Annotated in this window: 18 protein-coding genes; 8 read left to right on the plus strand and 10 right to left on the minus strand. The window is 74.2% G+C overall.

Features of this window, described 5'->3' with window-relative positions:
* Positions 1-138: 138 nt before the first annotated feature.
* Positions 139-1,137, minus strand: a complete 999-nt coding sequence (locus OIE12_RS29970) for a Ppx/GppA phosphatase family protein (RefSeq protein WP_329140715.1) — start codon at positions 1,135-1,137, stop codon at positions 139-141.
* A 276-nt stretch (positions 1,138-1,413) separates the two neighbouring features.
* Between OIE12_RS29970 and OIE12_RS29975 the strand changes: the two genes are divergently transcribed.
* The 3 genes from OIE12_RS29975 (at position 1,414) to OIE12_RS29985 (ending at position 5,296) form a co-directional block, all read left to right on the plus strand.
* Entirely contained in the window at positions 1,414-1,902 is a 489-nt protein-coding gene (locus OIE12_RS29975; protein WP_329142314.1) for a GNAT family N-acetyltransferase, read from the plus strand.
* 74 nt (positions 1,903-1,976) lie between these two features.
* A complete protein-coding gene (locus OIE12_RS29980) occupies positions 1,977-3,482 on the plus strand; it encodes an ABC transporter substrate-binding protein (protein WP_329140717.1) in 1,506 nt (501 codons plus the stop codon).
* 5 nt (positions 3,483-3,487) lie between these two features.
* Positions 3,488-5,296: an ABC transporter permease subunit gene (locus tag OIE12_RS29985; RefSeq protein WP_329140720.1), complete on the plus strand. Its 1,809-nt coding sequence runs from the start codon at positions 3,488-3,490 to the stop codon at positions 5,294-5,296.
* A gap of 10 nt (positions 5,297-5,306) precedes the next feature.
* Here OIE12_RS29985 and OIE12_RS29990 read toward each other — a convergent pair whose 3' ends face one another.
* From OIE12_RS29990 to OIE12_RS30005, 4 genes are all read right to left on the minus strand, one after another.
* The gene (locus OIE12_RS29990; protein ID WP_329142316.1) at positions 5,307-8,183 is read right to left on the minus strand and encodes an NHLP bacteriocin export ABC transporter permease/ATPase subunit; all 2,877 of its coding nucleotides are present in this window, start codon (positions 8,181-8,183) and stop codon (positions 5,307-5,309) included.
* Positions 8,184-8,199: 16 nt separating this feature from the next.
* Complete coding sequence (locus OIE12_RS29995) at positions 8,200-10,443, minus strand: NHLP family bacteriocin export ABC transporter peptidase/permease/ATPase subunit (protein WP_329140722.1); 2,244 nt, start codon at positions 10,441-10,443, stop codon at positions 8,200-8,202.
* A complete protein-coding gene (locus tag OIE12_RS30000) occupies positions 10,440-11,246 on the minus strand; it encodes an HlyD family efflux transporter periplasmic adaptor subunit (RefSeq protein ID WP_329140724.1) in 807 nt (268 codons plus the stop codon). The genes OIE12_RS29995 and OIE12_RS30000 overlap by 4 nt, the downstream gene beginning before the upstream one ends.
* A gap of 141 nt (positions 11,247-11,387) precedes the next feature.
* Positions 11,388-11,603, minus strand: coding sequence for a hypothetical protein (locus OIE12_RS30005; RefSeq protein WP_030381487.1), 216 nt, complete (start codon positions 11,601-11,603; stop codon positions 11,388-11,390).
* A 629-nt stretch (positions 11,604-12,232) separates the two neighbouring features.
* Between OIE12_RS30005 and OIE12_RS30010 the strand changes: the two genes are divergently transcribed.
* Positions 12,233-13,567, plus strand: a complete 1,335-nt coding sequence (locus tag OIE12_RS30010) for a S1 family peptidase (RefSeq protein WP_329140725.1) — start codon at positions 12,233-12,235, stop codon at positions 13,565-13,567.
* 74 nt (positions 13,568-13,641) lie between these two features.
* On the opposite strand, the gene OIE12_RS30015 is transcribed toward OIE12_RS30010, so the two are convergent.
* On the minus strand, positions 13,642-15,777 hold the full coding sequence (locus tag OIE12_RS30015; RefSeq protein ID WP_329140727.1) for a SpoIIE family protein phosphatase: 2,136 nt from the start codon (positions 15,775-15,777) through the stop codon (positions 13,642-13,644).
* Between the two features lie 156 nt (positions 15,778-15,933).
* Here OIE12_RS30015 and OIE12_RS30020 point away from each other — a divergent pair, with 156 nt between their 5' ends.
* Both OIE12_RS30020 and OIE12_RS30025 read left to right on the plus strand, forming a co-directional pair.
* Entirely contained in the window at positions 15,934-18,459 is a 2,526-nt protein-coding gene (locus OIE12_RS30020) for a SpoIIE family protein phosphatase (RefSeq protein WP_329140730.1), read from the plus strand.
* Positions 18,460-18,490: 31 nt separating this feature from the next.
* Positions 18,491-19,018 (plus strand): metallophosphoesterase family protein, encoded by a 528-nt coding sequence (locus OIE12_RS30025; protein ID WP_329140731.1) that lies wholly within the window; start codon positions 18,491-18,493, stop codon positions 19,016-19,018.
* Between the two features lie 27 nt (positions 19,019-19,045).
* Here the strand turns inward: OIE12_RS30025 and OIE12_RS30030 are convergent, their stop codons facing one another.
* Complete coding sequence (locus tag OIE12_RS30030) at positions 19,046-20,287, minus strand: YncE family protein (protein ID WP_329140733.1); 1,242 nt, start codon at positions 20,285-20,287, stop codon at positions 19,046-19,048.
* 274 nt (positions 20,288-20,561) lie between these two features.
* On the opposite strand from OIE12_RS30030, the gene OIE12_RS30035 reads away from it, so the two are divergent.
* The gene (locus OIE12_RS30035; protein WP_329140735.1) at positions 20,562-21,713 is read left to right on the plus strand and encodes a Gfo/Idh/MocA family protein; all 1,152 of its coding nucleotides are present in this window, start codon (positions 20,562-20,564) and stop codon (positions 21,711-21,713) included.
* A 187-nt stretch (positions 21,714-21,900) separates the two neighbouring features.
* On the opposite strand, the gene OIE12_RS30040 is transcribed toward OIE12_RS30035, so the two are convergent.
* Complete coding sequence (locus OIE12_RS30040; protein WP_329140737.1) at positions 21,901-22,383, minus strand: MarR family winged helix-turn-helix transcriptional regulator; 483 nt, start codon at positions 22,381-22,383, stop codon at positions 21,901-21,903.
* A gap of 246 nt (positions 22,384-22,629) precedes the next feature.
* Here OIE12_RS30040 and OIE12_RS30045 point away from each other — a divergent pair, with 246 nt between their 5' ends.
* On the plus strand, positions 22,630-23,598 hold the full coding sequence (locus OIE12_RS30045; protein ID WP_329140739.1) for an alpha/beta hydrolase: 969 nt from the start codon (positions 22,630-22,632) through the stop codon (positions 23,596-23,598).
* A 52-nt stretch (positions 23,599-23,650) separates the two neighbouring features.
* Here the strand turns inward: OIE12_RS30045 and OIE12_RS30050 are convergent, their stop codons facing one another.
* On the minus strand, positions 23,651-24,424 hold the full coding sequence (locus OIE12_RS30050) for a GntR family transcriptional regulator (RefSeq protein WP_329140741.1): 774 nt from the start codon (positions 24,422-24,424) through the stop codon (positions 23,651-23,653).
* Positions 24,421-25,938 (minus strand): CoA-acylating methylmalonate-semialdehyde dehydrogenase, encoded by a 1,518-nt coding sequence (locus OIE12_RS30055; protein WP_329140743.1) that lies wholly within the window; start codon positions 25,936-25,938, stop codon positions 24,421-24,423. Before OIE12_RS30055 ends, OIE12_RS30050 begins: the two co-directional genes overlap by 4 nt.
* Between the last annotated feature and the right edge of the window lie 26 nt (positions 25,939-25,964).

The raw sequence follows: 25,964 nt of genomic DNA on the forward strand, positions 1-25,964 counted from the left end.
TGGGGATGGGTGGGTGTAGGGCGCCTTATGGCTCGGGGGGTTCGGGTGTAGGGCGGGTGCGGGTCGGATGTGGCTGGTCGTGCCCGCGCGGCGGTAGTCGCAGAGCGGACACAGCCCCGCGCCCCTGCGGGGCGCCCCCTACGGGGTCGCCACCCGCAGGGGGCGCGGGGGTGTGGTGTGGCCTTCGGGGTGGGCGAGGGTGGGCCACCAGCCCGGGCCGTCCTCGATGTGGCGGAGGAGGATGCCCTCGCGGATCGCCCACGGGGAGATCGTCACCGTGGTGAGGCCCGTCAGTTTCATCGCCGTGTGGGCGACCACCGCGCCGGCCAGGCTCTGGCGGGCCCGCGGTGCCGAGATGCCGGGCAGGTGGGCGCGGTCCGCCGCGGGGAGGCGGGCCAGGCGGTCGAGTTGGCGGCGGAGTTCGCCCCGGTGCAGTTCCCGTTCCACGAACGGGCCGTGTCTGCCGGGTGCGGCCCCGCAGAGCCGTGCCAGTTGCTGGAACGTGCGGGACGTCGCGACCGCCGTGCGCGGGCCCTCCCAGCGGATCCGCGCGGCCACGTCCCGCAACTGGTGACGGACCGCGCGCCGCATCGCCCGTACGCTCTCCGCCGACGGCGGATCGTCCTCGTCCGCGAAGAAGTCGTGCGTCAGCCGGCGCGCGCCCAGCGGCAGCGAGGCCACGAAGTCCGGCAGCCGGCCCCGGCCGAACGCCACCTCCAGCGTGCCGCCGCCGATGTCCAGCAGGGCCAGCGGACCCGACCGCCAGCCCATCCACCGCCGCGCCCCGAGGAACGTCAGCTCGCCCTCCACCTCGCCGGGCAGCGTGCACAACGGCACCCCGGTGGCGGCCCGCACCGCGTCCAGCACCTCCTGCCGGTTCGGGGCGTTGCGCACGACGGCGGTCGCGAAGGCCGGCGGCTCGCACGCGCCCCACCGCCGTGCCGTGGCGTTCGCCGCGCCGACCGCCGCCACCAGCCGCTCCACGGCCTCCTCGGGCACGGGACCGCCCGGCTCGACGTACTCGGAGAGCCGCAGCCGCCACTTCGCGGTGTGCACGGGCAGCGGTATGCCGCCGACCGCGTCCGCGACCACCAGCCGCACCGTGTTCGACCCCACGTCCACCACACCCACACGCATGCGGTGCGACATACCCGCATTGCGTCCGCGCACGCCTGCGCGGGACGGGCGCGGCCGGATACGGCACGCCCGCGGGCCGGATGCGGCGGGGCGCCGGGGTCCGGTGTTCGCGGCAGGGACCGTGCGACCGTCCGGGGCGGAGGACGGCCGAGGGACGGCCGAGGAGCGGCCGGGGGATCTTGGAGACTTCTTGTTGCATATGATGTGCAGGTGCGACAGGAAGACTATTGTGTGCGGACCGCGACACCCGACGACCTCGACGGTGCCCGGACGGTGATGCTCGACACCGTCTACCGCGACTTCGGCACCGGGTACATGCCGCGGTGGCACGGCGACATCATCGACCCCGGGGCGGCCTATCTCGCCGACCCGCGCCACACCCTGCTCGTCGCGCTCGACCCGGACGGCGAGGTCGTCGCCACCGCCGCGCTCGACTCCCGGGGCCCCGCCCATCCGCCCAACCCCCGTGACCTCGCCGCGCGTTACCCCTCCGGGCGCACCGCCCAACTGCGCCGGGTCTACGTCCGCCCCGCGCACCGCAGGCGCGGGCTCGCCCGCCGCATGGTGCGCGAACTCCTCGGCTTCGCCGCGGCGGACGGCGGCTACACCGCCGTCTATCTGCACACCGACCCGGCCGTTCCCGGCGCCGAGCCGTTCTGGCGCTCGCTCGGCACGGTCGTCCGGGACGAGCGGGAGCAGGAGCGTGAGCAGGGCGGGGGGTTCGGTGTCGTGCACTTCGAGGTGGCCCTGCCGTCGTCGTCCTGAGCCTCGCTCGCACTGAGCCTCGCTCGCGCTGAGCCCCGCCCGCGCTGAGCCTTCCGCAACCAGAAAGAGCCCCCATGCGTTCCCCGCGCCGTTCGCGCCGCCACCGCCGGCTCGCCGCCGGTCTGCTGCTCCTGCCCCTGCTCGCGGGCTGCTTCTCCGACCGCGCCGGCTCCGCCGACGGATCCTCCGGGTCCGGTGCCCGGCTGCGGGTCGCGCTCGCGTTCCCGCCCGCCGAGCGGTTCTCGCCGTACGGCGCCGACGCCACCCTGCTCAGCCGGCTCGGCGTCACCGAGGGGCTCACCGCCCTGGACGCGGGCGGACGCGCGGCCCCCGCGCTCGCCGAGTCCTGGCGCCGCGAGGACGCCCGCACCTGGGAGTTCACCCTGCGCGAGGCCACTTTCCAGGACGGCACCGACGTCACCGGCACCGCCGTCGCGGGCGCCCTCACCCACGCCACCGGGGCCGAGTCGCTGCCCACCGCGCTGGCCGGGGTCACCCTCACCGCGAAGGCCGCCGGTGCGCGGAAGGTCCGCCTCACCACCACCGCGCCCGACCCCGCGCTGCCGCTGCGGCTGGCCGGGCCCAGCCTGGCCGTGCTCTCCCCGAAGGCGTACCGCACGGACGTCCCCGACCCGGCCGGCACCGCCACCGGGCCGTTCACCCTCACCAAGGTCACCGGCACCACCGCCGCCACCCTCGACCGGTTCGACGACCACTGGGGCGGGCCCGCCCGCGCCGCCGGCGTCGACGCGCGGTTCATCGCCGACGGCACCGCCCGCGCCCGTGCGCTGCGCACCGGCGACGTCGACATCGCCGAGGCGGTCCCGGTCTCCCAGGCCGCCTCCCTCGACGACGGCACCCTGCGCGAGACGGCCACCACCCGCACCACCAGCCTGCTGCTCAACACCCGCTCCGGCACCTTCGCCGAGGCCGGGCAGCGGGCCGCCGCCCGCGCCGCCGTCGACACCTCCGCCCTCGCCGACGGCGTCCACGAGGGGTACGCCGACCCCGGCGCCGGACTCTACGGACCCGCCGTCACCTGGGCTGCCGGACTGCGCACCGCACCGGCCGGACGCGCCCGCGCCACGGACCCCGACGGCGCCACCGTCACCCTCGCCACGTACGACAACCGGCCCGAACTCCCCGAAGCCGCACAGGTGGTGAAGGAGCAGCTGGAGAAGGCCGGGTTCCAGGTGAAGCTGGTCGTACGGGAGTACGCGCGGCTCGAGGGCGATGCGCTCGACGGGAGGTTCGACGCCGTCCTCGCCGCCCGCAACACCCTGCTCGACACCGGCGACCCCGTCTCCGTCCTGGAGAGCGACTACACCTGCGACGGCGGCTACAACCTCGCGCGGCTGTGCGACAAGAAGGTCGACCGGGCCGTGGCCGCGGCGGCCGGCACCGACGACACGGACGACCGGCAACGGGCCGCGATGGCCGCGGAGTCGGCCATCCTCGGCACCGACGCGGTGGTCCCGCTCGTCCACCAGCGCGTCCTCACCGGCGTCGCGTCCGGCGTACGGGGCACGCTCCTCGACCCCTACGAGCGCACCCTTGTCGGCGCCGGAACCAGCCGCTGACCGCCATGCCGCGCACGATGTCGCGGATCGTTCCGCGGGCCGTTCGGCAGCCGCACGGTCCGCGTGCCGTCCGGTGGTCCGTCGTGGTCGGCGGGCGGCTCGGGGGCGTGGTGTGGCGGGTGTGCGTGGCCGGGGCGCTGGTGTGCGGGATCGCCGTCCTGCCCTGGCTGTCGCGGACCGACCCCGCGCGCACCGTGCTGCGCGCCCGCGCCGCCGAGCGCGCCCCCGACCCCACCGCGCTCGCCGCCGTACGGGAACAACTCGGCCTGGACGCCGGACCGTTCGGCCTGCTGCGGCAATGGGTCGGCGGGCTGGCGCACGGGGACGCCGGACGCTCCTGGATCTCCGGCGCCGAGGTCGCCCCCACGGTCACCGGGGCACTCGGCGCCTCCCTGGTGCTGATGGGCGCGGCCCTGCTCGTCGCCGCGCTCACCGCCGGCGCCGTCTGCGCCCGTACGCTGTGGCGCGGGGCCACGCACCGGGCCGCCCCGCCCCGTGCCGGTGCCGCCGCCGCGACGCTCGCCGCCCTGCCCGACTTCCTCCTCGCCTCCGTACTGGCCGCCGTCGTCGGGGTACAGCTCGGCTGGCTGCCCGCCCTCGGCTGGTACGGGCCCCGCTGGACGGTACTGCCCGCGCTCGCCCTCGGCCTGCCCGCCGGGGCCCTGCTCGGGCGGCTCCTCGACGACCTGCTGCCCGCGGCCTTCACCGAACCCTGGGCGGTGGCCGCCACTGCCCGCGGTGTCCCCGGGCACCGTCTCGTCCGCATGGCGCTGCGCCGCTGTCTGCCCGCCCTGCTGCCCAACGCCGGGCTGTTCGCGGTGGGGCTGACCGGCGGTTCCGTCGCCGTCGAGCAGGTCTTCGACATCCCCGGGCTCGGCCGCGCCACGCTCCAGGCGGCGCTCGCGCAGGACCTCCCGGTGCTCCAGGCGGGCACGCTCGCCCTCGTCGTGCTCGGGGCGGTCGTCGCCGGGCTCGCCCGGCTCGGTGCGCGGGTGCTGACCGGGCCGGCCCTGCGGGACCGGGCGCTGCCCTCGCTGCACCGGCCCGCGCCGGCGCCGGCCGGCGGGCGGGTCGTCCCGCTCGTCCTCGGTGCCGTGCTCCTCCTGGTCGTCGGCGCGGGGCTCGCCCGCGATCCGCTCGCGCTGGACACGACGGCCCGGCTGCGGGCGCCCGGCCGGTCGCATCCGCTGGGCACCGACGCGCTCGGCCGGGACGTGCTCGCCCGGTTCGCCCACGGGGCCCTCGGCACGCTCGCGCTCGCCCTGGCGATCAGCGCGGCGGCGCTGGTCCTCGGCGTACTGCTCGGGCTGGTGCCGCGGCTGTCGGGGCCGCTCGTCGACACGGTGAACGCCGTGCCGCCGGTGCTGGCGGGGCTGCTGGTGGCCGGGGTCGCGGGGAGCGGGCCCGCGACGCCCGCGCTCGCCGTGACCGCCGTCGCGTGGGCGCCGCTCGCCGCGCACACGTCGGCGTTGCTGCGGCAGGAGCGCGCCGCCACGCATGTCGTCGCGACGCGGGGGCTGGGGGCGGGGCGGTGGTACGTGCTGTGGCGTGAGCTGGTGCCGGGGGTGTTGCCGGCGGTGGTGCGGCACGGGTTGTTGCGGTTGCCGGGGGTTGCGCTCGCGCTCGCGGCGCTGGGCTTTCTTGGGTTGGGGGCGCAGCCGCCGTCCGCTGACTGGGGGCGGCTGCTTTCGGAGAATCAGCCGTACGTCGAGCGGGCGCCGTGGGGGGTGCTGGCCCCTGCCGGGGGGCTCGCGTTGGTGGGGGTGCTGGCGGTGGCGGTGGGGGGTTCGCGGTTCCGCAAGGGCGCGTCATAGCTTGCCGGGGCTACGTCATCTGCCGGCGTACCAGCTCCCGTAGGCGGCCGCCTTCCTCGGTCAGGAGGGTGGCCGGTGGGCCCTCCTGGACCACTCGGCCCTCCTCCATCACCACCACGCGGTCCGCGTCCAGGACCGTGGAGAGGCGGTGGGCTATGACCACCCGGGTCGCGTTGAGCGCCCGGGTGCTTTCGATGACCGTGCGCTGCGTTTCGTTGTCGAGGGCGCTGGTCGCCTCGTCGAGGAAGAGGATGCGCGGACGGCGCAGCAACGCCTGGGCGATCATCAGGCGTTGGCGCTGGCCGCCGGAGAGGGAGCCGCTGCCCTGCACGATGGTGTGCAGGCCCATCGGCATGCGGCGGATGTCGTCGCCGAGTCCGGCCAGTTCGGCCGCCGCCATCGCCTCCTCCGGGGTGCACGGTTCCGTGCCCCGGATGACGTCGAGGAGGGACCCCGTCATCGGCTGCGCGTGCTGGAGCACCACCCCGCACTGGCGTCGCACCGCCGAGCGGTCGAGGGCCGACAGGTCCTGGCCGTCGTACAGGACGCTGCCGGAGACCGGCCGGTCGAAGCCGATCAGCAGGCGCAGCAGCGTCGACTTGCCGCAGCCGCTCGGTCCGACGACCGCCACGAACTCGCCCGGCCGGACGGCGAAGGACACGTCGTCCAGGACGAGGGGGCCGTCGTCGCCGTACCGGAAGGAGAGCCGGCGGGCCTCGAGCGCGCCGCTCAGCTCGCCCGGGGGCGTGCTGCCGGAGCGGACCTCGGGCGGGGTGTCGAGGACCGGGCGGATCTCCTCCAGGAGCGGCAGCGCGGCCACCGCCGACACGAACGCGCCGGTCAGCTGGGTCACCGAGGTCAGCACCATGGTCACCGCGGTGCTGAAGGTGAGGAACGCCGCCGCCGACAGCGAGCCGCGTGCCGGACCGGCCAGCAGCATGAACATCAGCAGCGAGCACAGCGGCAGATACACCGCGCCGAGCACCGTGTTGAGGTTCTTGATCCCGCCGACCTTGCGCTGGAGCTCCCGGCTGCGCGCGAACCGCCGTGCCCAGGCGGCGTACGCGTAGTTCTCGGCCGCCGCGACCCGCAGCTTCGGCAGCCCCCGCAGGGTCTGGTACGCCTGGTTGTTCAGCTTGTTGCTGAGCACGATCAGCCGCCGCTGCCAGCGCACCTGCCACAGCCCGAGCCCCAGGAAGACGGCGGCGATCACCACCAGCATGCCGAGCGCGGCCAGCGCCAGCGGCACGCTGTACCAGAGCAGCAGCCCCAGGTTCATCGCGCCGACGGTCACCGACTGCACCAGTACGGGCGCGACCCCCGCGAGCAGCCGCCGGATCGCGCTCACCCCCATGGCGGCACTGGCCAGTTCGCCCGTGGACCGCTCGGCGAAGAACGCCGTCGGCAGCCGCAACAGCCTGTCCCACACGGCCGGTTGGAGCGTCGCCTCGATCCGGCCCTCCAGCCGCAGCAGCGTCAGGTTCTGCAGCAGCATGAACGCCGCCGAGACGACGCCCGCCACGATCACCGCCAGACACACCTGGCCGATCAGGTCCTCCCGCGCCCGGGGCACGAACGAGCCGAGCACCTTGCCGGTGGCGACCGGCACCAGCGCGCCGATCGCGAGCGTCACCAGGGTGCTGAGCAGCAGCCGGCCCAGATCACGCCGGCTGCCGCGCAGCACGAACCGGGCGAGCCGGGGCAGGGACAGCCCGCGCTCGGGCAGCGGACGGTAGAACATCACCGCGCCCGGCTCGAACTCCACCGCGTTCGCCTTCTCCACCGGCGTCTCCCGGCCCGTCGCAGGATGGACGGCGACATAGCCGCCGCGCCGCCACAGCAGCGCCACCGGCGCCCCCGACAGGGCCCGGCAGCCCACCAGCGGGCCGATGTCGTCCCGCCACCAGCGCCCGTCCAGGCGTACGGTCCGGGTGCGTACCCGGGAGGCGAGCGCGATCCGCTCCACCGGGTCGAGCCGCTCGCTGCCCGCGCCGCCCCGGGCGGGGTCGGCGAGCGCGAGTCCGGCCGCCTCTGCGACGAGGGCGCAGGCGGCGTACGTGGCGTCCGCGTCGGCGGCCGTGGTGCGCCGGCCCGCCGCGGCCGGGCCGAGGGAGGCGAGCAGCGTCCGGTCGGCCTGGGCGCGGGCCGCCTCGCCGGCCCGGATGCCGGCCGCCGTACGGTCCTCGTGGCTGCGCTCCAGCTCCTCGATCCATCGGTCCAGCGTGGTCAGCAGCCGGTACTGCTGGTCGACCAGGCCCTGCCACAGGCCCGGGTCCATCAGCAGGTCGGCCGCCGCCTCCGCCCCGTACAGCGAGCCGTACGCCACGCTGCCCGGCGGCACCTGCATCCAGAACACGTCGTCGTCCGCGGGCGTGGCCGCCGCCTCGCCCGCCATCGGCGCCTGGAACAGCACGGACAGCCCGCGCCCGACGCCGAGCGCGAGGGCGTACTCCAGCGGGCTGGTCGCCGGGGGCACGTACTGCGGATTGCCGTAGGCGTCGTAGGACCAGGTCGCCGTCTCCGCCTGCTGGTACAGCTCGCGCAGCGCGATCCGGCGCACCACGCACTCGCCCACCGGACGGGCGACCAGCGTGTGGCGCGGCCCCGCGACCGGGCCGAGCAGCAGCGTGCCCGGCACCAGCCGGCCCAGGTGGTGCCAGTGCCCCTGGGCGGCCGCGTCCACCGCGTACAGGTCGAGCGCGCCGGCCTCCACCAGCCACAGCACCTGGGGGCCGTCCAGGTCGAGGCGGGTACGGTCCGCAGCGCAGTCGAGCGGGGTGCCGAGCCCGCCGAGGGCGGAGAGCACGAGGTCGCCCCCGGGCGGCTGGGCCGTCCGGGTCTGCGCGGCTGCCTGGCCCGGCCGGCCCGCCTGGTTCACGTGAGGCATCTGCTCCGGGATCACGTCACCGCTCCCTGACCAGCGCCGCGTACGCCCCGCCCGCCGCGAGCAGCTCCGGATGCCGGCCGCGTTCGACCACCGTGCCGTGGTCCAGGACCACGATCTCGTCGCTGTCGCGCACGGTGCTCAGCCGGTGGGCGATCACCACGCAGGCGCAGCCGCGCCGCCGCAGATTGTCCATGACCACCTGCTCCGTCTCCGCGTCCAGCGCGCTGGTCACCTCGTCGAGGACCAGGATGCTCGGATCGCGCACCAACGCCCGCGCGATCTCCAGGCGTTGGCGCTGACCGCCGGAGAAGTTCCGGCCGTCCTGCTCGACCCGGCCGTGGATCCCGCCCGGGCGGCGCGCGACGACGTCGTACAGCACCGCGTCCTTCAGCGCCGCCACCACCGCCTCGTCCGGCACCGAGGGGTCCCACAGGGCCACGTTGTCGCGCACCGAGCCCTCGAAGAGGAACACGTCCTGGTCGACGAAGGAGACGGAGGCGGCGAGGGCGCCGCGCGGGATGTCCTCCAGGCGCTGCCCGTCGATCCGGACGACGCCCTCCCAGGGCGCGTACAGGCCCGCGATCAGCCGGGACACCGTCGACTTGCCGCTGCCGGAACCGCCCACCAGCGCCACCTGCCGGCCGGGTCCCACGGTGAGGTCGAAGCCGGTGAGCAGGGGCTTGTCCAGCGGGCTGTAGCCGAAGGAGACGTCCGCCAGCTCGATGTGGCCACGGAGCCGGCGCGTGGACGTCCCGCCCGCGCCCCGGGTGTGCAGCGGGTCGGCGCGGAAGCTCTCCACGTCCTTCAGCCGGGCCACGTCCGCCGCGAAGTCCTGGATCCGGCCCGCGACCCCGTTGAGCCGGGTCAGCGGGGCGGTGAACCGGGCGACCAGCGCCTGGAAGGCGACCAGCAGGCCCACCGACAGATGCCCCTCGACCGCGCGCAGCCCGCCGATCCACAGGATCAGCGCGCTGTTCAGCGTGGCCAGCGTCGGCGCCACCACGCCCAGCCACGCGCTCGGCACCCCGAGGCGCTGCTGCTCCTCCAGGGTGGTGGCGTGCTGCCCGGCCCAGGTGCGGAAGTAGCCGTCCTCGCCGCCGGTCGCCTTCATCGTCTCGATCAACTGAAGGCCCGTGTAGGCGGTGTTGGTGAGCCGGGCGGTGTCCGCGCGCAGCTTCGCCGTCCGGGTCGCCCGCAGCCGTACGACCACCCGCATCGCCACGATGTTGAGCAGCGCCACCCCGATGCCGACGAAGGTGAGCTGGGGGTCGTAGGTGTAGAGCAGCAGCGCGTACAGCACGACGACCACCGCGTCCACGCCCGCCGCCGCGAGGTCGCGGGCCAGGGTCTCGGCGACGGCGTCGTTGGAGCCGAGCCGCTGGACCAGGTCGGCGGGGCTGCGCTGGGCGAAGAACGTGACCGGCAGCCGCAGCAGATGGCGCAGGAAGCGGGCGCTGGACAGGGTGGACGAGATCAGCCGGCCGCGCAGCAGGTTGGCCTGCTGCAACCAGGTCAGGACCACCGTGAGCAGCACGCACGCCGCCATGGACGTGAACAGCACGCCCAGCGAGGAGGTCTGCCCGCCGATGAGGAAGGTGTCGATGTACGTACGGCTCAGCGCGGGCACGGCCGCCCCGACCACGACCAGCAGCAGGCTGGCCAGGACGGCGGCGGGCAGGGTGCCCGCGGTGCCGCGCAGCCGGGCCGGCAGCGCGCCGAACACCCCGGGGCGGCGGCCTCCCTTGGTGAAGTCCTCGCCGGGTTCCATGACGAGGACGACCCCGGTGAAACTGGTGTCGAAGTCCTCGCGCGGCACGAACCGGCGGCCCTTGCCGGGGTCGTTGACGAACACCCCGCGCCGGCCGAAGCGGCGCCCGGTCCCGTCGTAGACGACGTAGTGGTTGAACTCCCAGAACAGGATGGCGGGCGCCGTCACGTCGGCGAGGGCGGCGGTGTCCATCTGCATGCCCTTGGCGGTGAGGCCGTAACTCCGGGCCGCCTTCAGGAGGTTGCTCGCGCGTGAGCCGTCGCGGGAGACGCCGCAGGCGATGCGCAGTTCCTCCAGCGGCACATGGCGTCCGTGGTGGCCGAGCACCATGGCGAGCGAGGCGGCCCCGCACTCCACCGCCTCCATCTGCAACACGGTGGGGGTGCGCACGGTACGGCGGCGCGTGCGCGGGGTGCCGCTCGGCCGGGTGCGCTTCGGCGGGGCCGCACGGCGCCGGCCGCGCGGGGGGAGGGTGTCCTGGGCAGGTGTCACGGCAGCAGCCAATCGAGGGGACGCCGGTCGGTCAGCCGGACCGAGGCGGTGGCCATGGTCATCGAGGTGAGCCGGAACGGCGGACCGTCCGCGGACGACCACCGGTAGCCGCTCTTCGTGTCCGACGACGTCAGCAGCCGTACCAGGACTGCCACCGGGCGGCCGTCGGCGGTGAACTGCTCGGCGAGCGCGCTGTCACCGAGGAACGCGGTGATCCGGGTACGGGTCTGGGCGGTGCGGTCGATCCGCACGACGCGCCCGCGCAGCACCCCGTACTGCTGGGCCGGTACCGACTGCACGGTGAGGTCGACGGCGGCCCTGTCGGGGAGGGAGGCGGCGTTCTGGGCGGGGACGTACACCGTCGCGTACAGCGGGTCGCCGGCGTGGGCGACCTTCTCGACGGCGGCGATGTCGGCGCCCGCCTGGACGATGCGGCCGATGCCGGCGGCGAGCGCGGAGATCCGTCCGGCGGCGACCGTGCGCACCACCGTGTCACCGTCGCTCGTCCGCACCTTGACGACCGGGGCGCCGGCGGACAGCCGCTCGCCCTCCTTCGCCAGGACCTCGGTCACCTGTCCGGCGACGGGGCTCTGCAGGACGTAACTGCCCTCCGCGTGGGTGAGGACGGCGGGGGCGTCGACGGTGGCGGGCACCGAGCCGGTGACCGCCCACACCGAGGCGGCCGCCATCACGACGACGGTCACGCAGAGCACCAGCCAGCCCTGCGGTCGGGCCAGCCGCACCGGGAGGTCGAGCTCCTCGGGCGACTGCAGCTTGGCGAGGGCCTGTTGGCGGAACTGCACGGGGCTACTGCCTCACCTGACGCGTGACGGGGAGAGGCCCTGGGGGGAGTGGGGGCGGGCCATGGGGAGTCGGGGAGTGGGGGAAACCCGGACGTCCCGGAACCGGGGGGCGGTTCCGGGACGTCCGCGAGCGGGGTGCGCTCAGAGACCGGCGACCAGGCCGGTGACCGGGGCGGTGTTCAGGCCCGTGACACCCTCGACGGTGTTGACGGCCGTGTTCACCAGGCCGGACACCGGGGCGACGCCGTCCACCACGCCGGTGACGGTGCCGACGGCGTTGAGGGACAGACCGCCGGAGACGGCGTCGAGCTCGGCGTCCGAGATCTCGGCGGTCTCGACCTGGGGGGTGGAGTTCATCAGGGAACTTCCCTTCGTATGGGTATGCAACAAGGGGGAGAGCGGCCCCCACTGCTGACAGATGGATTCTGCGGACAGTCGGCCGGCCGCGGCCGCGGCCGGCCGGGCCCTGTCTGCACAAGGCCGTGGGGCGACCGCCGCGGTGCGAAGGATCAAAGCACGACCGCGCGCCGAGCTTCCACTCAACAGCGGTCCCCACCAGCGCGGTTGCCGACAGGGCGGCCCGATCGGTGCAGGCGCGGGCACGGCGCGTCGGCCACTTCTTCACATGCTGCGCGGCATCGTCGCGTCACCTCCCTTGCGACACATCCGTCACAGGGGTCACCTCCGGCCGCCGCGCGCCGAAGGGTGCCGGGGATGTGGACGGCCGTGGCGGGCGGTGACCCCGCTGCGCATTCGATGTGCAGATTTGCTGAAGCCGACGTTCCGCTCCACGGCAAATGCGGAGGGTGTCGTTCCGGTGACGTTCCGTCGGGAGGCCCCGAGCGCCTGCGGGCCCCTCAAAAGAGCTTTCCGTGAAGCCAGTTGAACACTGAGGCACTCCGCTGCGTACAAACGGGCGACAAGGCGTCCCCAGCCCGCTGCCGGACGGCGGCGCACGCACGACCCCGTCCCCAGGAGGTCCAGAGTTGAGTCACAAACGCATACCCAAGCGCAAAGCCGTCATCGCGATCGGCGGCGTCGCGGCGCTCGGAGCGGCGGCGTTCCTGCTGCCCAACGCCAACGCCTCGCAGACGGACTCGAACGACGCGACGCCCAAGACGTTCAAGGCGGCCGACGTCTCCGGCCTCGCCTCCCGGCTCCAGTCCCAGCTCGGTGACGCGTTCGCGGGGTCCTATTACGACGCGGACACCAAGCGGATCGTCGTCAACGTGGTGGGTGACGACGAGAAGATGGTGAACGCGGTCAAGGAGGCCGGCGCCGTACCGAACCAGGTCCGCAACAGCACCGGTGCGCTGGAGACCGCCGCGAAGACGCTGCGCACCGACGCCACGATCCCGGGCACGGCCTGGTCGGTCGACCCGAAGACCAACGAGATCCGGGTCACCGCCGACAGCACCGTCACCGGCGCCAAGTGGGACCGGCTCGAATCGACCGTCGACGGCCTCGGCTCCGGCATGGCCACCCTGAAGAAGTCCCAGGGCACCTTCAAGACGTTCGTCTCCGGCGGCGACGCCATCTTCGGCGGCAACGCCCGCTGCTCCCTCGGCTTCAACGTCACCGCGAGCGACGGCAGTCCGGCGTTCCTGACCGCCGGTCACTGCGGGGTCGCGGCGGACCAGTGGGCCGACGACCAGAACGGGCAGCCGATCGCCACCGTCGACCAGGCCACGTTCCCCGGGGACGGCGACTTCTCCCTCGTCACATACGACGACCCGGCCACGCAGGCGCCCAGTGAGGTCAACGTGGGCGGGGGGCAGGTCGTGCAAATCACCCAGGCCGCGGAGGCGGCGGTGGGACAGCAGGTGTTCCGGATGGGCAGCACGACCGGGCTGCACGACGGGTCGGTCCTCGGTCTGGACGCCACGGTCAACTATCCCGAGGGGACGGTGACCGGGCTCATCCAGACCGATGTGTGTGCGGAGCCGGGGGACAGCGGGGGGTCGCTGTTCACCCAGGATGGCAGCGCGATCGGGCTGACGTCGGGGGGAAGCGGGGACTGTACGGCGGGCGGTGAGACGTTCTTCCAGCCGGTGACCACCGCGTTGGAGGCGACGGGGGCGTCGCTGGGCGACGGGGGTGGCCAGGCCGCGGATGGTGGTCAGGCGGCCGGTGACGGTGGCCAGGCCGCGGATGGTGGTCAGGCGGCCGGTGACGGTGGCCAGGCCGCGGATGGTGGTCAGGCCGCCGGTGCTGGTGGTCAGGCCGGTGACCAGGCCGGTGACCAGGATGGCGGGGCTGCCGCCCAGGCCGGTGGGTCGGGGGTCGAGTCCTCGAAGCATGGGCATCGGCGGGGGCACTGACGGGTGAGGCGGGGGTTCCCGCGTGGTTCCCCGCGCCCCGGTCAGGGGCGCGGGGGCGAGGGAACGCCTGGTCCTCACACCGCCCGGAGCAGCAGCAGTGCCACGTCGTCCGGGCGTTCGCCGGCCGCGCCGGGGCCCACCAGCCGGTCCGCCAGCGCGTCCAGCGGCTCCGCCGGATCGCCCGCCAGGCGCTCCGCCAGCCCGTCCAGCGCGTCGTCGATGTCGACCCCGGGCGACTCGATCAGACCATCCGTGTACAGCACCAGTACCGACCCGCGTGGGAACGCCACCTCCGCCGTCGGGTACACCGCCGACTCCTGAATTCCGAGGAGCGGCCCCCCGGCCAGGTCGAGGACCCGCACCCGCCCGTCCGGCCGGCGCAGCAACGGCGGCGGATGCCCCGCCCGCGCCAGCACCATCCGGCCGCGCCCGCTGTCGATGCTCAGATACACACAGCTCGCGAAGAGATCGGCACCCAGGTCGATCAGCAGCCGGTTGGTGCTGCGCATGACCTCCCCCGGCCCCTGCCCCACCGTCGTGTACGCGCGCACCGCCGTACGGATCTGTCCCATCAGCCCCGCCGCGGTCACGTTGTGCCCCTGCACGTCCCCGATCGCGGCCACCGCCCTGTCGTAGGTCGGCACCACGTCGTAGAAGTCGCCGCCGATCTCCATGCCCTGGGTGGCGGGCAGATAGCGGGCGGCCGTCTCCAGGCCGGGCAGCGCCGGGAGCGAGGGCGGCAGCAGCGCCTGCTGGAGCCCGTGCGCGAGCCGGTGCTTGGCGTCGTACAGCAGCGCCCGTTCGAGCGCCTGTGCGATCAGCCCGCTGAGGCTGGTCAGCACCGCCCGCTCGTCGGCGGGGAACGCGTGCGGCCGCGCGTACGCCACCACCCACGTGCCCACCGGCCGGCCCGAGGCGATCAGCGGCAGACACGCCCACGCGGCCATGCCGTCCGAAGTGGGCGTCGGCAGCGGGTACAGCCGCTCCAGCTGCTCCGGCGACTCGAAAAACGCCGGCACGCCGGTGGACAGCACGCGCGCGCTGGGGATCGGCGCGGCCAGCGGCGTGCCGTCCCAGCGCTCGACGGCGTCGTCGGGGAAGCCGCGGTGGCCCAGGATGTGCAGCCGGCCGCCGTGCGAGCCGAGCATCATCAGACCCTGGCTGCCGAGGGCCGGCGCGATCTCGTCCGCGACGAGCTGGACGACGTCCTCCACGCCCACCGCCTCCGTGAGCGCGCCGGCCAGATTGAGGACGTGCGCGATCGTCACCAGCCGTCTGCCGCCCACCTGCCGCGACGGCTCGGCGGTCCCCGTGCCCCGCTCTCCCCCTCCCGCGCGGGAGACCGCGCGGGAGGGGGAGATGCGCAGACTGAGCCCGTCCCCGCCCGGATAGAGCCGGAAGGACAGCCAGCTGCCCGGCGGGCGCAGCGCGACGAACGTCGTGACCTGCCGGCTCAGCAGCGCGGCCCGGTAGTGGTCCTCGTAGCCGGGGTCGTTCAGCCAGGGCACGGCCGCCCACAGCAGGGTGCCGGGCAGCCCGGAGGACGGCACGCCGAGCAGTTCGCCGGCGGCCCGGTTGGCGAAGGTGATCCGTCCGTGCAGGTCGAGGGCGCACAGCCCGTACGGCAGGCGGGCCGCCATGCGGACCGCCTCCAGCGCGCCGGACCGGCCGGCCGTGTCCGCCTCGGTGGGCGGCGGCAGGATGTCGGGCTCGGGGCCGACCGGGTGGCGCTCGGCGGCGGCCCGCTCCAGCCGGGTCACCAGTCGCTCGCAGGCGGTGGTGAGGTGGTGGCGCTCGCGGTCGGAGAGCTGCGGGGAGTGCGAGCCGGGCCAGGTCACGAACAGCGCGCCGTACGCGGTGTCCTCCGTCGCGAGCGGCACGGCGGCCAGGCAGAAGGGGTACGGGAGGACCGTCGCGATGCGGGGGTAGCGGTGGGCCATCTCGACCTCGCCGTTGACCCACACCAGGCGGCGTTCGCGGAGCGCGTCCGCGACGGGGACGGGGGAGCCGAGGCCGACGCGTTCCCAGGGGGAGGCGAAGGCGCGGGGGAGGCCGGCCATGACCTTCATCTCCAGCACCGGTTCGCCGGGCGAGAGGAGGTAGACGGCGCCGGACAGGGCGTGGAGGTCGTCCAGCATCGCGGCGAGGGTGAGGGAGAGCAGGGGGTGGCCGGGCGAGGCGGGGTCCGGCGGCGAGGGGTCGTCGGCCATGCCGACCACCTCCTTCCGTCGCCACCGAGTCCAGCCTCCCCCACGCGCCTCCGCCCCGCACGGCGAGGGACGGAGCCCCCAGGGGCAGTGGGTGCGGAAAACCGCGTATGTGTCGTAGGGGCTGCACATCCGCCCCATACGCGCTGTAATGACGGCGTGGTCAGTGAGCGGCGCACTGTGGAACGCGGATCGGGAACACCGCGTGCCGAACTTGCCCTCAAGACCCTGGCCGCCGACCTCACCCCCGACGACCGCCTCCGCCGCACCCTCGAACAGACCCTCGTCTTCGCCCATGCCGCCACCGCCGCCCTCTACACCCCCGACGAGACGACCGGCCACCTCACCCTCACCGAGTCCGTAGGCGTCCCCCGCACCCTCTACGGCCTCCGCGACGCCTACCCCCTCACCACTGCCTCGCCCCCCGCCGACGCCCACCGCACCGGCCACCCCCACTGGCTCACCGCCGCCGACCTCGCCCACGACACCGGCCCCCGCCGCCTCCCGCCCCCGCCCCTCGGCGACTTCTCCCTCGGTGTCCTGCCGCTGCGTGACGGCGGCTGCCTCGTCGCCGTCCACGACACCCCCGACGGCTTCGACGCCGAGGACCGCGCCTGCCTCGCCCTGATCGCCGAGGCCGTCACCAGCCGCCGTACCGCCCCCGGGCCACCGGACGACGGCAGCCGCGACACCCCCCGCTCCGCCTCCTTCAGCCTCGCCATGGACACCGGCCGGGTGGAGGTCGACGACGCCGTGCTCGACCTCTTCGGCCTCGCCCGGGACGCGTTCGACGGCAGGGTCGAGACACTGCTCGCCCGCACCGTCCCCGAGGACCTCCCCTCCCTGATGTCGCTGGTCGAGCCCGACCACATGTCCCTGGGCGAGCGCGAACTGGAGTTCCGCATCCTCCAGCCCTCCGGCGAGCCGCGCTGGTTGCGCATGCGCGGCCGCCTGCTGCCCGCGGAGGCGGGAGCGGAAACGGGCGCGGGCCCGGACGACGTCCGCCCGGCCCGCCTCGTCGGCACCGTCGCCGACGCCTCCACCCTCCGCCCCGGCGTCAGCGACGTCACGCGCATCCAGCGCCTCGCCGCGGCCCTCGCCACCGCCGGCACCGTCCGCGGCGTCGGCGAGGCCGTGGCGACGGCCCTGCGCGTCCCGCTCCGCGCCGACCGGCTCGCCCTCGCCGAACTGGAGGGCGACCGCCTCGTCGTCACCGTCCTCGACCCGCCCGACCCCGAGGCCTGGCCCGCCCTGTGGCGCTCCGAGTGGCGCTCGGAGTGGCCCGACGCCCCCGTCCGCGCCATGCCGACGCTCGCCGCCGCCCTGCGTGAGGGCCGCATCACCATCCGGCCCGCCGGCACCACCCTCGAACCCGCGCTCGCCGAGGTCGGCCCGGGCGGTCTCGCCGTCCTGCCGCTGCCCGCCGGCGGCCGGCTGGCCGGGGCCTGCCTCATCGGCTGGGACGCCCCGCACGACTTCGCGCCCGACGAACGCGCCCTGCTCACCGCCGCCGCCGGCCTCGCCGGGCAGGCGCTGCTGCGCGCCCACGCCTTCGACGCCGAGCACGAGCTGATCGGCATGCTCCAGCGGACCCTGCTGCCGCGCCGGCTGCCCCGGCTCCCCGGCGCGGAGGCCGTCGCCCGCTACCTGCCGACGACCGCGGGTCTTGAGGTGGGCGGCGACTGGTACGACGTCATCCCGCTGCCCGACAACCACGTCGCCCTGGTGATCGGCGACGTCCAGGGTCACAACGCCTCCGCCGCCACCCTCATGGGCCAGATGCGCACCGCGCTGCGCGCGTACGCCGTCGAGGGCCACCCCCCGGACGTCGTCGTCTCGCACGCCAACCGGCTGCTGGTCGATCTGGAGAGCGACCTCTTCGCGACATGTTGCTATGTCGACATCGACATGGAGGAGGGCTCCGCCTGGTGCGTACGGGCCGGGCATCTGCCGCCGGTGCTGCGTCACCCGGACGGACGCACCGAGACCCTGGACGTCGAGGGCGGCCCGCCGCTCGGCGTCGTCGCCCAGGCCGACTACCCCATGTCCCCGCTCGGGCTCCAGCCCGGCACGGTCCTCGCGCTGACCACGGACGGCCTGGTCGAGTCCGCCGACACCGACTACGAGGTCGGCCTGGATCGGCTGGCCGCACGGCTCGCCGCCGGGGACCCCGCCCGGCTCGGCCCGGTCGCCGACGCGCTCCTGACGGACGCCAACCGCAGCGACGACGTCGCCCTGCTCCTGCTGCGCTACGACGGCATGGCCCAGCGGCCGCTGCGCGAGAGCTGGTCGGTGTGGCGGGTGCCCGAGGCGGTTCGGCACGCCCGCCGCTTCACCCGGCGCGTGCTGCGCTCCTGGGGTGTGGGGGAGGCGGCGGACACCGCGCTGCTGGTGGTGTCGGAGCTGGTCACCAACGGGCTGGTGCACACCGACGGCCCGGTCCGCCTCGACCTCACCCTCATCAACCACCGGCTGCGGATCGCCGTCGCCGACTCCTCGCCCCGCACCCCGGTCAAGCCGACCAGCCTGAGCTGGGAGGCGACGGGCGGCCGCGGCATCCTCCTGGTCGAGGCGATGTCGGCGGTGTGGGGGGCGGTACCGGCGAGCGGCGGCAAACAGGTGTGGGCGGAACTGGCCCTGGACCCGGAGGCGGAGCCGGGTCCCGGCGGGCCCGCGCGGTACTGATCCGGTTCCGTTCGTGTGTGACGCTGGGACCGTGCGTCTTTTGCTGATGAGCGACACACATCTGCCCAAGCGGGCGCGGGAGCTCCCGGCGCCCCTGCTGGCCGAGCTGCCCCGCGCCGACGTGGTCATCCACGCCGGTGACTGGGTCGACGTGGCCACGCTGGACCTGCTGGAGAGCCGCTCCGCCCGGCTGCTCGCGGTGTACGGCAACAACGACGGGCCCGAGCTGCGCGCCCGGCTGCCCGAGGTGGCCCGCGCCGAGCTGGAGGGGCTGCGGTTCGGCGTCGTGCACGAGACCGGCGCCGCGCGGGGGCGGGAGCGCCGGTGCGCCGAGCGCTTCCCCGACCTGGACGTCCTGGTCTTCGGGCACAGCCACATCCCCTGGGACACCACCGCCCCCGGCGGGCCGCGGCTGCTCAACCCCGGCTCGCCCACCGACCGCCGCCGCCAGCCGCATTGCACGTACATGACGGCGACGGTCACCGGGCGCGGCGGGCTGACGGACGTGGAACTCCACCGCCTCCCGCCGCGCACCGGCACAGGCGGAGCCGGCGGCTGAGCGCCGGCCGGCCCCCGCCGCCCCGCGTCAGCCGCCGGCCGGTCCCGTCCAGCCCTCCGGCACGTGGGCCAGGCGTACCCGCTGCGGGTGGTCGCCCACCGGTACCGAGAGCCGCTTCTCGCCCGTCGCGAAGTCGATCGCCGTCACCCGGTCCGCGCCGCTCTCGGAGATGACGCAGTCCTTGCCGTCCCCGCCGACCGTCGCCCAGTACGGCTTCGACGCGGCCACCAGCGGGCCTTCCTGGAGCGTGGCGCGGTCGACGACCGTCGCGTAGTCGTCCATCGTCCCGGCGACGCACAGCTTGCTGCCCGACGGGCTCATCGACAGGCCGTGGTGGCGCGAGTCGTTGACCATGGTCGTGCGGTCGTCGCTGGTGTCGGGGTTCTTCGGCAGGGTCTTCATCCGGGTGATCCGGTCGGTGGCGACGTCGTACTCGAAGAAGCCGTTGAAGAACGAGACCTGGAAGTAGAACGTGGACTCGTCCGGGGAGAACACGGCCGGGCGGACCGCGTCGGAGTAGTCCTTGAGCCCGAACGCGTCCAGCCGCTGCCGCATGTCGATGACCTTGACCTGCTTGAACGTGGTGGCGTCGACGACCGTGATGTGACGGTCGCCCTTCGTCCAGTCCCAGCCGGGGGAGTCCAGCGAGGTGTTGACGTCGCCGATCGACATGTTCCAGATGTACGTGCCGTCCTTGGTGAAGATGTTCTCGTGCGGCTTGTCGCCGGTGGCGAACTGGCCGAGCTGCCTGCCGGTGGTGATGTCCAGGACGTGGACCTTGTTGGCGGTGGAGGCGGAAACCGCGACGCGGGTGCCGTCGGCGGAGACGGCCATGTGGTCGGCGCGGTAACCCTCCACCGGGAAGCGCCAGTTGACCTTTCCGGTGGTCAGGTCGATCGAGACGACGTCGGCGAAGCTGGGGCGGGAGACGACCATCGACCGTCCGTCGGGGGTGGCGTACATGTCGTCGACGAACTGGTCGTGGCCTTCGCCGACGCTGTTGCGGATCGCCTGGAAGTAGATCCACTTGATGGGGTCGGCGTTGATCTCGGCCATGCGGGCGGCCTTGTCGGGGATGACGTTGACGCTGCCGATCTTCGCGTAGGTGCCGGAGGAGTGGATGACGTCGGCGGTGCCGTCCCAGTTGTTGCCGACGAACATCACTTCCTGGAGGGGGGTGGCGGTTGTGGCGGCGGAGGCGGTCGCTGGGGTGATCGTGACCAGGGCCAGGGCGGCGGTGAGGGTCAGGAGCAGGCGCGGTCTGGGCATGGGGGGTCCCGTCGGTCGTGGGTGTGGTCATGACAACGGACTTACTGGAAAGTAAGGAGGAGCGGGGTGTGGCACAAGGGGGTGTGCACGACCAGTTTTTTCGCCCCCGCCGCCCCTTCCCTTCCCGACCCCGGGGCTCCGCCCCGGACCCCCGAAAGGATTGCGCCCACGCGGCGGAGCCGCATATCGACACAGCCCCGCGCCCCTGAAAAGGGCGCGGTGCCCCCTGGCTCGTACGCTGGGGTTGAGTTCGGCTCGGTTGAAAGGACAAGCAATGGTGGAGTCGCTCGGGGTCGCCGTCGTGGGGTTCGGGTGGATGGGGCGGGTGCACAGCCAGGCGTATGCCCGGGTGCCGCATCACTTCCCGCAACTGCCCCTGCGGCCGCGGCTCGTCGCCGTCGCCGACGACGTGCCGGGACGGGCCGAACAGGCCGCCGAGCAGTACGGGTTCGCCACCGCGACCCGCGACTGGCGTGACGTCGCCGCCGACCCCCGCGTGCACGCCGTGAGCATCGCCGCCCCCAACTTCCTGCACCGCGAGATCGGCACCGCGATGGCGGCGGCCGGCAAGCACCTCTGGATCGAGAAGCCGGTCGGGCTCACCGCCGGCGACGCCCGCGCCGTCGCGGACGCCGTGGCCGGCGCCGGCGTCCAGGGCACCGTCGGCTTCAACTACCGCAACGCCCCGGCGGTCCAGTACGCCCGGGAGCTGATCGCCGAGGGCGGGATCGGGGACGTCACTCATGTCCGCATCCGGCTGTTCAGTGACTACGCCGCCCACCCCGATGGTGCGCTGACCTGGCGCTACGAGCGCGAGCGCGGCGGCAGCGGGGTCCTGGGCGACCTCGCCTCGCACGGTGTGGACCTGGCCCGGTACCTCCTCGGCGAGATCGAGGCGCTCGTCGCCGACACCGCCGTCTTCCTGCCCGAGCGGCCCCGGCCGACCGGGGCCACCGCCGGGCACGAGCGGGCCTCCGGCGGCGAGCGGGGGCCGGTGGAGAACGAGGACTACGTCAACTGCCTGCTGCGGTTCGCCTCCGGTGCGCGCGGGGTCCTGGAGGCCTGCCGCGTCTCGGTGGGGGAGCAGAACGCCTACGGCTTCGAGGTGCACGGCACCGAGGGGGCGCTGTTCTGGGACTTCCGCCGGATGGGGGAGCTGGGCGTGAGCCAGGGGACGGCGTACCAGGACCAGCCGGTGAGCACCGTGCACGTCGGCCCCGGCCGGGGCGAGTACGCGGCGTTCCAGCCGGGCGCGGCGAACGCCATGGGGTACGACGACCTCAAGGTGATCGAGGCCTACGGATTCCTGCGTTCGGTGGCGGAGGGGCGCGCTCACGGGCCGACCCTTGCGGACGCCGTACGCAGCGGGGAGGCGCTGGACGCGATGGCACGTTCCGCGGAGCGGGGAGGCTGGGTGGCCCTGTGAGCGCGCGCCCGGTCGGGCGGGGCCGGATATCGGGGGTCCGGCGCCCTCCGTGCGGGCACCCTCATGCTCGGCGTCAACCGCCTTGCGAATCAAGTGACTTGAGGAGCTTCTGAGCTGAGGGGTCCCGCGCGGCGGGCGGTGGACGGTCCCATGCGGCGGGCGGTGAACGGTCCCGCGCGGTGCGTGCTCACCGGTCCTGTGCGACGTGTGCGGTCAGGAGGCGCAGCAGCCGCTTCGCCGTCGCGTCCTCCTCCGCCGTCAGCCCCATCGCGTCGCCCATCGACGTCGGCACGGCGGCCGCGCGCTCGCGCAGGGCCGCGCCGGCGTCGGTGAGGTACAGGGCGACCGAGCGCTCGTCGTCCGGACGGCGCTCCCTGCGCAGCAGCCCCGCCGCCTCCAGTCGCTTCAGCAGCGGGGAGAGGGTGCTGGACTCCAGCTGGAGCGCCTTGCCCAGGTCGCTCACCGTGCTGCCGTCCCGGTCCCACAGCACCAGCATCACGAGGTACTGCGGATAGGTCAGGCCCAGTTCGTCGAGGAGCGGCCGGTAGCGCGCGGTGACGGCGCGCGAGGCGGCGTAGAGGGCGAAGCACAACTGGTCGTCCAGGAGCAGGGAACCCGGTGCGGCGGCGACCCCCGCGTGCGGGTCGTCCTGCGCGCTTCTCGCCGTCATGTTCTCATCGCCTCATGTCCTCGTCGCCTCATGTCCTCGTCGGCTCGTGGAGGCGTCATGTCCGGAGCGTGTCCAGCCTAGCGTTCATGAGCCGTTCACGCGGCCCCTATTATCTCGCAACCGATTGCATCGAGCCCTAATAAGTTGCGCACGACTTAGTTGAGAGCTACTGTACTTGTCGTGCCGCCGCCCCGGTGGAACCGTCGACCGGGGCGTGCCCGCGGCACCCGATCCGAGGAGATCGACATGACCGACACCACCGGCCCCCGCCCGGTCCTGGAGCCCGCCGCACAGGAGTTCGTCGAGGCCACGGCCAATCCGCCCTATCTGTTCGACCTCGGCCCGGCCGAGGGCCGCAAGACCGTCGACGAGGTGCAGTCCGGTGAGATCGAGAAGCCGGCGGTCGACGAGGAGTGGATCACCGTCCCCGGCGGTCCCACGGGCAGCGTGCGGGCCCGGCTCGTCCGCCCCGCGGGCGTCAGCGGCACGCTCCCGGTGATCCTCTACATCCACGGCGCCGGGTGGGTGTTCGGAAACGCCCACACCCACGACCGGCTGGTCCGCGAGCTCGCCGTCGGTGCCGGTGCGGCCGTCGTCTTCCCCGAGTACGACCTCTCGCCCGAGGCCCGCTACCCGGTCGCCATCGAGCAGAACTACGCCGTGGCCCAGTGGATCGTCCGCGAGGGCGCCGCCAAGGAGCTGGACGCCACGCGTCTCGCCGTGGTCGGCGACTCCGTCGGCGGCAACATGAGCGCCGCGCTGACCCTCATGGCCAAGGAGCGCGGTGACGTGCCCCTCGTCCAGCAGGTGCTGTTCTACCCGGTGACCGACGCGCGCTTCGACACCGCCTCGTACGACCAGTTCGCCGAGGGGTACTTCCTGCGGCGGGACGGCATGCGGTGGTTCTGGGACCAGTACACGACCGACGAGGCCGAGCGCGCCCGGATCACGGCGTCCCCGCTGCGCGCCACCACCGAACAGCTCACCGGTCTGCCGCCGGCCCTCGTCATCACGGGCGAGGCGGACGTGCTGCGCGACGAGGGCGAGGCGTACGCCAACAAGCTGCGCGAGGCGGGCGTCCCGGTCACCGCCGTGCGCTACCAGGGCATCATCCACGACTTCGTGATGCTCAACGCGCTGCGCGGCACGCAGGCGGCGGGCGCGGCGATCGCCCAGGCGATCGGCACGCTGCGCAAGGCCTTCGGCGAGGTGTGATCCGGCGGTACCGAAAGCGGGGTGGGGCGCCTCTCGGCCAGGAGGGACACCTTCAGGAACGCGCCAGCAACTGGAAGTCCAGCGTGTAGCGCGACCCCCGGTACTGGTGCGAGCCGTACTCCAGCGCCCGCCCCGTGTGGTCGTACGCCGTGCGCCGCATCGTCAGCAGGGCGGCCCCCTCGGGCTCCTCGAGGCGAGCCGCCTCCTCGGCGGTGGCCGAGACCGCGCCGACCGTCTGGTGCGCGCTGTGCAGCGTGAGCCCGGCGGCCCGCAGCAGCCGGTACAGGCCGGTCGCCTCCAGCCGCCCGGTGTCCAGCTCCAGCAGCCCCTCGGGGACGAAGTTGGTCAGATGCGCCACCGGCCGGCCGTGGGTGAGCCGCAGCCGTTCCAGGCGGTGCACCCCGGCCCCCTCGGCGACGCCCAGCGCGGCGGCCACCTCCGCCGGGGCCGGGCCGACCTCGTTGCGCAGCACCCGGGTGGCGGGGGACTGCCCGGCGCTCTCCAGGTCGTCGTACAGGCTGCTCAGCTCCAGCGGGCGCCGCACCCTGGTGTGCACCACCTGCGTGCCCACGCCCCGCCGGCGGACGAGGAGCCCCTTGTCCACCAGCGACTGCAGGGCCTGGCGGACCGTCGGCCGGGACAGCCCGAGCCGCCCGGCGAGGTCCACCTCGTTGCCGAGCAGGCTGCCGGGGCCGAGCGAGCCCCGCTCGATCGCCGCCGTGAGCTGCTCGGCGAGCTGGTGGTAGAGCGGGACGGGACTGCCGCGGTCCAGCGTGAAGGCGAGGTCGCCGGCAGGCGCCGGCGCCCCGGCCGCCGTACGGGTCATGAGTGGCTCGGGAAGCCGAGGTTGATGCCGCCGTCGGACGGGTCGGGCCAGCGGGTGGTGACCGTCTTGCCCCGGGTGTAGAAGGCGACGCCGTCGTTGCCGTAGATGTGCAGATCGCCGAAGAGGGAGTCCTTCCAGCCGCCGAAGGAGTGGTGGCCCACCGGCACCGGGATCGGCACGTTGACGCCGACCATGCCCGCCTCCACCTCCAGCTGGAAGCGGCGGGCGGCGCCGCCGTCCCGGGTGAAGATGGCCGTGCCGTTGCCCCAGCGGGAGCCGTTGATCAGCTCGATCGCCTCGTCGTACGTCTCCGCGCGGACCACGCACAGCACCGGGCCGAAGATCTCCTCGCGGTAGACGTCCGCCGTCACCGGCACCCGGTCGAGCAGCGAGACGCCGGTGAAGAAGCCGTCCTCGTGGCCGGGGACGGTGTACCCGGTGCCGTCGACGACGACCTCGGCGCCCTGGTCCGCCGCGCCCGCCACGTACGCGGCCACCTTGTCGCGGTGCTCGCGGGTGATCAGTGGGCCCATCTCGCTGGCCGGGTCGTCGCCGGGGCCGATGCGCAGCGCCTTGGCCCGCTCGGCGATGCGCGACACCAGCTCGTCGCCGATGCTTCCGACGGCGACCACCACCGACACGGCCATGCACCGCTCGCCCGCCGAGCCGTAGGCCGCGTTGATGGCCTGGTCGGCGGCGAGGTCGAGGTCGGCGTCGGGCAGGACCAGCATGTGGTTCTTGGCGCCGCCGAGCGCCTGCACCCGCTTGCCGTGCTCGACCGCCTTGAGCTGGACGTACTTGGCGATCGGGGTGGAACCGACGAAGGAGACGGCGGCGATGTCGGGGTGTTCGAGGAGCCGGTCGACGGCCGCCTTGTCCCCCTGGACGACGTTGAACACGCCGTCCGGCAGCCCCGCCTCGGTCAGCAGCGCGGCGAGCCGGAGGGAGGCCGAGGGGTCCTTCTCGCTCGGCTTGAGCACGAAGGTGTTGCCGCAGGCGATCGCGACGGGGAACATCCACATCGGCACCATCGCCGGGAAGTTGAACGGCGTGATGCCGGCGACCACGCCCAGCGGCTGGCGCAGGGTGGCCACGTCGACGCGGGTGGAGACCTGGGTGGACAACTCGCCCTTGAGGTGGGCGGGGATGCCGCAGGCCAGCTCGACGATCTCCATGCCGCGCGCGATCTCGCCGAGCGCGTCGGAGTGCACCTTGCCGTGCTCGGCGGTGATCAGCGCGGCGATCTCGTCGCGGTGGGCGTCCAGCAGCTCGCGGAACGTGAACAGCACCGCCGTGCGCCGCGCCAGCGAGGTCCGGCTCCACTCGGCGTAGGCGGCCTTCGCGGCGGCGACGGCGATGTCCACCTCCTGGACGGAGGCGAAGGCGACCCGGCGGGCCTCGGCGCCGGTGGCCGGGTTGTAGACGGGGCCGGAGCGGCCGGAGGCGGAGGCGGCCGGCCTGCCGTCGATCCAGTGGCTCACGGTCTGCGGGGCGGTGTGCGCGGGGGCGTTCACGGGCGGGGCCTTTCGGTGCGAAGCGG

The sequence above is a fragment of the Streptomyces sp. NBC_00670 genome (genome assembly GCF_036226765.1).
GTDB lineage: Bacteria > Actinomycetota > Actinomycetes > Streptomycetales > Streptomycetaceae > Streptomyces.

Excerpts from the sequence above, each read along its gene's own strand:
- OIE12_RS29970 (WP_329140715.1), bottom strand. The coding sequence starts at position 1,137 with ATGCGTGTGGGTGTGGTGGACGTGGGGTCGAACACGGTGCGGCTGGTG.
- OIE12_RS29975 (WP_329142314.1), top strand. The coding sequence starts at position 1,414 with ATGCTCGACACCGTCTACCGCGACTTCGGCACCGGGTACATGCCGCGG.
- OIE12_RS29980 (WP_329140717.1), top strand. The coding sequence starts at position 1,977 with ATGCGTTCCCCGCGCCGTTCGCGCCGCCACCGCCGGCTCGCCGCCGGT.
- OIE12_RS29985 (WP_329140720.1), top strand. The coding sequence starts at position 3,488 with ATGCCGCGCACGATGTCGCGGATCGTTCCGCGGGCCGTTCGGCAGCCG.
- OIE12_RS29990 (WP_329142316.1), bottom strand. The coding sequence starts at position 8,183 with ATGCCTCACGTGAACCAGGCGGGCCGGCCGGGCCAGGCAGCCGCGCAG.
- OIE12_RS30005 (WP_030381487.1), bottom strand. The coding sequence starts at position 11,603 with ATGAACTCCACCCCCCAGGTCGAGACCGCCGAGATCTCGGACGCCGAG.
- OIE12_RS30015 (WP_329140727.1), bottom strand. The coding sequence starts at position 15,777 with ATGGCCGACGACCCCTCGCCGCCGGACCCCGCCTCGCCCGGCCACCCC.
- OIE12_RS30030 (WP_329140733.1), bottom strand. The coding sequence starts at position 20,287 with ATGCCCAGACCGCGCCTGCTCCTGACCCTCACCGCCGCCCTGGCCCTG.
- OIE12_RS30035 (WP_329140735.1), top strand. The coding sequence starts at position 20,562 with ATGGTGGAGTCGCTCGGGGTCGCCGTCGTGGGGTTCGGGTGGATGGGG.
- OIE12_RS30040 (WP_329140737.1), bottom strand. The coding sequence starts at position 22,383 with ATGACGGCGAGAAGCGCGCAGGACGACCCGCACGCGGGGGTCGCCGCC.
- OIE12_RS30045 (WP_329140739.1), top strand. The coding sequence starts at position 22,630 with ATGACCGACACCACCGGCCCCCGCCCGGTCCTGGAGCCCGCCGCACAG.
- OIE12_RS30050 (WP_329140741.1), bottom strand. The coding sequence starts at position 24,424 with ATGACCCGTACGGCGGCCGGGGCGCCGGCGCCTGCCGGCGACCTCGCC.